6 protein-coding genes and 1 pseudogene are annotated in these 5819 nt (G+C 72.5%); 1 reads left to right on the forward strand and 6 read right to left on the reverse strand.

The genetic code is table 11. The features are described from left to right. The 3 genes and pseudogenes from ACJA3G_RS28000 to ACJA3G_RS28010 form a co-directional block, all read right to left on the reverse strand. Positions 1 to 198 (reverse strand): annotated as a pseudogene (locus ACJA3G_RS28000) (hypothetical protein); the annotation flags it as partial. A gap of 105 nt (positions 199 to 303) precedes the next feature. Next, entirely contained in the window at positions 304 to 1014 is a 711-nt protein-coding gene (locus tag ACJA3G_RS28005; RefSeq protein ID WP_406555821.1) for a ribonuclease HII, read from the reverse strand. Positions 1015 to 1200: 186 nt separating this feature from the next. Next, positions 1201 to 1836, reverse strand: coding sequence for a TetR/AcrR family transcriptional regulator (locus tag ACJA3G_RS28010; RefSeq protein ID WP_406555822.1), 636 nt, complete (start codon positions 1834 to 1836; stop codon positions 1201 to 1203). A 219-nt stretch (positions 1837 to 2055) separates the two neighbouring features. On the opposite strand from ACJA3G_RS28010, the gene ACJA3G_RS28015 reads away from it, so the two are divergent. After that, complete coding sequence (locus ACJA3G_RS28015; protein ID WP_406555823.1) at positions 2056 to 3606, forward strand: MFS transporter; 1551 nt, start codon at positions 2056 to 2058, stop codon at positions 3604 to 3606. A gap of 36 nt (positions 3607 to 3642) precedes the next feature. Here ACJA3G_RS28015 and ACJA3G_RS28020 read toward each other — a convergent pair whose 3' ends face one another. The 3 genes from ACJA3G_RS28020 to ACJA3G_RS28030 form a co-directional block, all read right to left on the reverse strand. Further along, entirely contained in the window at positions 3643 to 4554 is a 912-nt protein-coding gene (locus ACJA3G_RS28020; protein WP_406555824.1) for an ADP-ribosylglycohydrolase family protein, read from the reverse strand. Between the two features lie 12 nt (positions 4555 to 4566). Further along, complete coding sequence (locus ACJA3G_RS28025; protein WP_406555825.1) at positions 4567 to 5226, reverse strand: histidine phosphatase family protein; 660 nt, start codon at positions 5224 to 5226, stop codon at positions 4567 to 4569. A 64-nt stretch (positions 5227 to 5290) separates the two neighbouring features. Continuing rightward, positions 5291 to 5818, reverse strand: coding sequence for a DUF4937 domain-containing protein (locus ACJA3G_RS28030; protein ID WP_406555826.1), 528 nt, complete (start codon positions 5816 to 5818; stop codon positions 5291 to 5293). Position 5819: the final 1 nt, after the last annotated feature.

Raw genomic sequence — 5819 nt, forward strand, 5'->3', positions numbered from 1 at the left:
GGCGGCACCGGAGTGCGTGCGCTGCGCGGGGGGCGCGGGCCGGGCGGAGCCGGGCCCCGGACGACCGGGACGCGGCGTGACCGCGGTACGCGGACCAGGAACGGGACGGGGGGTCGGCGCGGTGCGGCCGGCGGCCGGAGTGACGCGGGGACCCTGGGCGCTCTCGTGAATCTGAGGCTCCTCGGGGATGAGAGGCATGGGTAAAGGTCTATCAAACGCCGGTGAATGGGGCACCACCGGGTGGGCACAAAAGTGCGATCGGGGCGGAGTCTCCCCGTAAAGGGCGGGGAAAGTCCAGGGATTTCAGAAGTCGAAGCCGAGCTGGCCCCCGCTTTCCAGGGCGGTGGCCGCCGCCGGGATCCTGACCTTCTTCAGGTGCCGCCAGCGCGGCAGTGCGTCGAGGTACGCCCAGGACATCCGGTGGTGCGGGGTCGGCCCCAGCTCCTCCAGCGCCGTCTTGTGCGTGGGCGAGGGGTAGCCGGCGTTGTCGGCGAAGCCGAACACCTCGTACTCCCCGGCCGCTCCCCCGAGTTCGGCCATCATCGCGTCGCGGCGCACCTTGGCGATCACCGAGGCCGCCGCGACCGCGACGCAGGACTGGTCCCCCTTGATGACGGTACGGACCCGCCACGGCGCGCCGAGGTAGTCGTGCTTGCCGTCGAGGATCACCGCCTCCGGGCGTACCGGGAGCGCGTCCAGCGCGCGGCCCGCGGCGAGACGGAGCGCGGCGGTCATTCCGAGCTCGTCGATCTCCTGCGGGGACGAGTGCCCGAGCGCGTACGACGTCACCCAGGACTCCAGCTCCCCCGCCAGTTCGAGCCGGCGCCTGGGGCTGATGAGCTTGGAGTCGGTCAGACCCTCGGGCGGCCGGCGCAGCCCCGTGATCGCGGCGCACACCGTGACGGGACCGGCCCACGCCCCGCGTCCGACCTCGTCGACACCGGCGATGATCTTGCATCCGGTGGTGGCGCGAAGTGAGCGCTCGACGGTGTGGGTGGGTGGTTCGTACGGCATGGCGCCAGCAAGGTTACGCCGCCCGCGCCGCCGAGAACACCCCGGCCACCCCGTACCGGCGGACCGCCCACCCGGCCAGCCCCTCCCGCACACGCGATCAGGCCGTCCCGGGCCGCCGGCAGCCCCGACCGCAGGCCCGATCACCCCCTCCCGCACACCCGGATCACACCGCCCCGGGCGCCGCGATCAGCCCCTCCCGGCCCGCAGCAGCGGCACCATCACGTGATCGATCATCTCCGCGACCGCCTCGTCGGGCCATTCGCTTCCGCGTACCTTCGCGCGGAACATCATCAGCCCGGGGATCACGTCGAAGATCACGTCCGCGCGGGCGTCCGCCCGTACGTCGCCCCGGGCGATCCCGCGCCGGACGACCTCCCCGAAGAGCCGCTGGGCGGGCTCGACCAGGCGCCGCAGGACCAGGCCGTGGAACCGGTCGGCGCTGGCGGCGTCGCACTCGTAAAGCACCGAGCGCAGCGCGAACCCCGACCGTGAGTACATCGCCCCGCGCAGCCGCAGACAGAGCTGGTAGAGGTCCTCGCGCACCGAGCCGTGGTCCTCGGCGCGGTCCAGATCGGGGAACCCGGACCGCAGGGCGTCCACCACCAGCTCCTCCTTGGAGGACCAGCGCCGGTACACCGCGGCCTTCCCGGTCTGCGCCCCGGCGGCCACCGCCTCCATGGTCAGGGCGTTCCAGCCGACCGTGCTCAACTGCTCCAGGGCCGCGTCGAGGATCGCCCGCTCCAGGACGGGGCCCCGTCGGCGCGGCGAGACCCGCGGCCGGGGCGGGGCCTCGTCGGCGGTTGCCCAGCGCGAAGTAGCCATCGTCTTCTCTCCGTTGGGGACGGGGTCCGCCTCCCTATGGTGGTCGCCCCTCAGCGGTTTGACCAGGAACGCCGTCCCGGGACCCCCCGTACGGGGTCCCCACCCGGCCGCCCGCCTGCTCCAACTCCCCTAGTGAACGCTTGTGTTCACTCTCGCGGGCTCGCTAGGGTCTTCTTAGTGAACGGTGGCGTTTCCTAGTACGTCTTGAGGGGACCCTTTATGACGTCAGATCAGATAGACGCGAAGCCCGGCACCCGACCGCACCCCCCGCGCCCCGACCGCAAGGGCGTCGCCCTCGCGGTCATCGCGATGTGCCAGCTGATGGTCGTCCTGGACGCGACGATCGTGAACATCGCCCTCCCCCACATCCAGACCTCCCTCGGCTTCTCCACCAGCGACCTGACCTGGGTGATCAACGCCTACGCGCTGACCTTCGGCGGGCTGCTGCTGCTCGGGGGCCGGGCCGGCGACCTGCTCGGGCGGCGCCGGATGTTCATTACCGGCATCCTCGTCTTCACCCTCGCCTCGCTGCTCGGCGGCTTCGCCCAGGAGCCCTGGCAACTGCTCGCCGCCCGCGCCCTCCAGGGCATCGGCGGCGCGATCGCCTCCCCCACCTCGCTCGCCCTGATCGCGACGACGTTCCCCGAAGGCCCCGAACGCAACCGGGCGTTCGGCGTCTTCTCGGCCGTCTCGGCGGGCGGCGGCGCCATCGGCCTCATCGCGGGCGGCATGCTCACGGACTGGCTCAACTGGCGCTGGGTGCTCTTCGTCAACGTCCCCATCGGCCTGGTCATCGCCGCGCTCGCGCCCCGCTGCATCCGGGAGTCCGAGCGCCACCCCGGCACCTTCGACCTGGCCGGCGCGTTCACCTCGACCGGTGGCATGGCCGCACTGGTCTACGGGTTCATCCGGGCCGCGAACGAGGGCTGGCGCGACGGCTTCACCCTGGCGTCCTTCGGCGCGGCCGTCGTCCTGCTGCTCGCCTTCGTCGCGGTGGAGCGGCGCTCCCCGCAGCCGATCACTCCGCTGCGGATGTTCGCCGACCGCAACCGCTCCGGTACGTACGTGATCATGCTGAGCCTCGCCGCGGCCATGTTCGGCATGTTCTTCTTCATCGTGCTCTTCGTGCAGAACGTGCTGCACTACAGCCCGGTCAAGGCCGGCATCGCGTTCTTCCCCTCGACCCTGGCCATCGTGCTCGCCGCCGGGCTCGCCACGAACCTGCTGCCGCGCATCGGTCCCAAGCCGATCGTGGTCACCGGCTCGCTGATCACCGCGGGCGCCATGGCCTGGCTCACCCTGATCGACCCGGACAGCACCTACACCGGCGGCATCATCGGCCCGCTGCTGCTCTTCGGCTTCGGCATGGGCCTCAACTTCGTCACCCTCACCCTCACCGCGGTCTCCGGCATCGCCGACAGCGAGTCGGGAGCCGCGTCCGGCCTGCTCAACACCACCCAGCAGGTCGGCGGCGCGCTGGGCCTGTCCATCCTGACCACGGTCTTCGGCACCGCCGGCCGGAACGAGGGCAGGACGCAGCTCAAGGACTTCCTCGCGCACGGCTCCCCGGAGCAGAAGGCCGTCTTCGCCCGGACGCACCAGCTGCCCGCGCCCTGGAGCGACGAGGTGCTGGCCCACGGCATCGGCACCGCCTTCATCGCCGCCGTGGCGCTGGTGGGGCTCGCCGTGCTGGTCTCGGTCTTCGTCATCCAGGTCCGCAGAAGCGATCTGGAGGCGCTGAGCGGCAAGGCGGGCGTCCCGGCGGGCTGACGCGCCCGCCGGGCCCGGGCCCCGGCGAGGAACGGCTCAGGCCGAAGCCCTCGCCGGGACCCACCGCGGCAGTTCCTCGGTCCGCGCCAGCCACTCGGCCGGGGGCGCCCCGGCCACCGCACCCGCGATCACTCCGCCGACGATCGCGCAGGTGGTGTCGACGTCCCCGCCCACCTGCGCGGTCGTCCAGAACGCCGTCTCGTAGTCCCCGAGCCCCCGCGCCGCCGACCACAGCGCGAACGGCACCGTGTCGTGCGCGCTGGTCCGCCGCCCGCACCCGAGCACCGCGGCGACCGTGGCCGGGTCCCCGTAGTCCAGCATGTCCCGCGCCCGCCGCAGCCCCGCGCCGACCGCACTGCGCGGCACCAGCGCGACGACACCGTCCAGCAGCGCCGCCGGGGTCGGCGGGCCGGCCGGGTCGGCGGCGAGCGCCGCGGCGGCGGCGACCGCCATCGAGCCCACCACGGCCTCGCGGTGCTGATGGGTGGTGTACGAGGAGATCTCGGCCTGGTGGGTCGCCTGCTCGGGGTCGTCCGCGTACCAGGCGCCCAGCGGCGCGATCCGCATCGCGGAGCCGTTGCCCCACGAGCCCTGCCCGTTGAAGAGCTCGGCGGCCAGCTCCCGCCAGTCCCCGCCCTCCCGGATCAGCCGCAGCATCCGGTTGACGGCCGGGCCGTACCCCCGGTCGAAGTCGTGGTGCTCGGCGAAGGAGCGGGCGAGGCGGTCCTGGTCGATCCGGCCGTGGGCGGCCAGGACGGCCAGGACCGAACACGCCATCTCGGTGTCGTCGGTCCACTGCCAGGGGCCCGCGGGCAGCTCGCGCCGTTTGAGCAGCGGATAGTGCGCGGGGACGAAGAACTGGGAGCCCAGGGCGTCTCCCACCGCCAGCCCGCGCAGGCTGGCCAGCGCGCGTTCGAAGCGTGAGTCGAGTGTGGAGTCAGCGGTCATCGCACACCCACTCTATCCGGTGCTGCCGTACGGCTCGGGGACGCGCCACCGCTCGAACTGCCGGTCCAGCGTGTACCGCCCGTCCGGGCCCAGCAGCAGCGTCCTGGTCTCCGCGTTCCCCGGGTTGGAGAGCGACTCGAAGTCCGCCACCGTCCAGTGGAACCAGCGCATGCAGAACAGCCGCATCGTCAGTCCGTGGGTGACGAGCAGCACGTTGGGCGGGTGGTCCGGGGCCTCGAAGCTGCGGTGCAGGCTCTCCAGGAACGACCCCACCCGGTCGTACACGTCCGCCCCCGACTCGCCCTGCGCGAAGCGGTAGAAGAAGTGCCCGTACGCGTCCCGGTAGGCCTTCTGCAGGCGGACGTCGTCGCGGTCCTGCCAGTTCCCCCAGTCCTGCTCGCGCAGTCTCGGCTCCTCCCTGATCCGCACGAGCTCCGGGTCGAGGCCGAACTCCCGGAACGTCTCGTGGGTGCGCCGGTAGGGCGAGACGTACACGCTGACGCGCTCGCGTCCGAACATCTCCCGCAGCCGCTCCCCGGTCGCCCGGGCCTGACGCCGCCCGGCCTCGGTGAGCCGCAGCGCGTGGTCGGGCTCGCGCTCGTACACGGTGTCATCGGCGTTCCCCTCCGACTCGCCGTGCCGGACGAGGACGATGCGACGCGGTCTTGCCATGCGTCAACCCTAGATCGCCGGTCCGGCTTCCGAGCATCCGTCCGGCCGCCATCCGGCGTATCGCTCACACCGTCCAGCTGGGGTTCAGGTCGACGACGGCCCCCGACAGGCCCGCCACGTCGGCGGCCGTCCCCGCCCGCAGTGTGAGCCGTTCCACCCGGTCGGCCCGGTACTTGCCGTGCTCGGCCGCCGACCGCCACATGGACAGCACCAGGAACTCCTGCCCCGGGGCCTCACCGAACATCCCGCGCAGCATCCCCGGCGACCCGGCCATCGCCGGGTTCCAGATGCGCTCCTGGGCCGAGGTGAAGTGCTCCACGCGGTCGGCGTGCACCCGGCAGTGCGCCACCCGCACCACGTCCGCGTCGGTGAAGCGCGCCTCGAAGCCGGTCTTCACGTCGAAGCGGTGGTCGAACAGCTTGGCGCGCGCGTCCTTGTACGTACCGGACTGCGCGGCGGCGAGCCGGTCGTGGGCGCGCGCCATGAAGGAGTCGTAGAAGGCGCGGCTCTCCCAGAAGGTGAAGACGTGCGCCACATCGGGCCGTCCTCTGCTCCACCCGCCGCCCTGGCCCCTGAACCCCGGCTCCCCCAGC

It is taken from the genome of Streptomyces sp. YS-3 (assembly GCF_045257485.1).
Lineage (GTDB): Bacteria > Actinomycetota > Actinomycetes > Streptomycetales > Streptomycetaceae > Streptomyces.